2 protein-coding genes are annotated in these 1,621 nt (G+C 75.6%); both read left to right on the forward strand.

Features of this window, described 5'->3' with window-relative positions:
• Positions 1–930, forward strand: a 930-nt coding sequence (locus tag OOT08_RS10010) for a FecCD family ABC transporter permease (RefSeq protein ID WP_325092509.1), incomplete at its 5' end; no start/stop codon positions are given.
• Positions 927–1,621: iron chelate uptake ABC transporter family permease subunit (locus tag OOT08_RS10015; protein ID WP_325092510.1), on the forward strand; the 695-nt coding region annotated here is incomplete at its 3' end. The genes OOT08_RS10010 and OOT08_RS10015, both read left to right, overlap by 4 nt.

Here is a 1,621-nt window from a genome sequence, read left to right on the forward strand (position 1 = left end):
GCCGCGATCAGCCTGGTCGCCGGGAGCAAAGCAACCGGGATCAGCCAGGTCCTTGCCGCGCTCGGCGGCGGGGGCGACGAGTACCTGCGCACCGTGATCGACAGCCGGATCCCGCGCACGGTGCTCGGGGCCCTGGTCGGGGCGGCGCTCGCGCTCGCCGGGGTGCTCATTCAGGGCATCACCCGCAACCCCCTCGGCGACCCCGGCCTGCTCGGCGTCACCATTGGGGCCTCCGCGGCGGTTGCCGGGGCCACGGCCTTTCTGGGGTTCTCCGGGGGCTCGGCCACGGTCTGGGTGGCGCTGCCCGGTGCGCTCGGGGTCGTCCTGCTTGTCTATGCGATCGGCGGCCGGGGCGCTGGCGGCAGCGTGGTGCCGCTGATCCTCACGGGCGCGGTCGTGAGCGCGGTGCTCGGGGCCTGGATCCAGGGCCTCACCCTCACCCGCCCCGAGGTCTTCGACTCCTACCGGCACTGGGTGATCGGTTCCCTGTCCGGGCGCGGCCTGGACACCGCCGCCGCGGTCGCCCCCGTGCTCCTCGCCGGGCTCGTGCTCGCCATCGTGCTCGCCTCCGGGCTGAACGCGCTCGCCCTCGGCGACGATGTTGCGACGGCCCTCGGCGTGCGGGTTCCCCTCGTCCGCGGCGGGGGGATTCTCGCGGCGGCCCTGCTCAGCGCCGCGGCCACCGCCGCGGTGGGCCCGGTCGCCTTCGTCGGGCTCGCCGTGCCGCACCTCGTGCGTGCGCTCGTCGGCAGCGACCACCGCTGGCAGATCCCGGTCGCGCTGCTCGCGGGGGCGACCCTGCTCATCGCCGCGGACACGGTGGGCCGCGTCATCGCTCGTCCGGAGGAGCTCATGGTCGGCGTCGTCACGGCCTTCGTGGGCGCACCCGTGCTGCTGTTCGCCGTTCGGCGCGGCTGGGTCAGTCGATGAGGACGGCGCACGCGGGACGCCCGCGAACCGCCCGGGACCGGGGCCGACGCATCCGGATCGGCTCCGTGCTCGCGGTGCCCGTCAATCCGCGCTCCCTCGCGGTGGGGCTGGTCGTTGCGGTGCTCGTGCTCGGCGTTGGCTGGGCCACCCTGACCCTGGGGCGGCTCGGCGTCGCCCCGGCGGAGCTCCTCGCGGCGCTCAGCGGGGACGCGACCGGCAAGACCGGCTTCGTGCTGGAGCGCCTCCGCGGCCCGCGGCTCGTGACCGCGATTGGCGTGGGGGCCGCGCTCGGTCTCGCGGGAACCCTGTTTCAGACCGTGACCCGAAACCCCCTGGGCAGCCCGGACGTGATCGGCCTGGGGGCGGGCGCCGGGGCCGGGGTCGCCGTCTGTGCGCTGCTCTGGCCCGGGGTCGTGCCAACGCCGATTGGCGCGCTGCTCGGCGCGGCCCTCGCGATCGGCCTCGTCGTGCTCGCCACCGGCCGCGGCTTTACCTCCCCGGCGCGCATCATTATCGCGGGGATCGGGGTGGCCGCGATGGCCGCCGCGGTCACGCAGTACGTCGTGAGCGTTGGTCTGCGCGACCACGCCTCCCAGTTGGCCGGTTACCTCGCGGGCAGCCTGAACGCGGTGGACTGGGCCGACGCGGCCCTGCTCGGGGTGACGGTCGCCGTGGTGCTCCCGGCGGCCGG

The organism is Leucobacter sp. M11, from assembly GCF_035726885.1.
Classification (GTDB): domain Bacteria; phylum Actinomycetota; class Actinomycetes; order Actinomycetales; family Microbacteriaceae; genus JAPFRB01.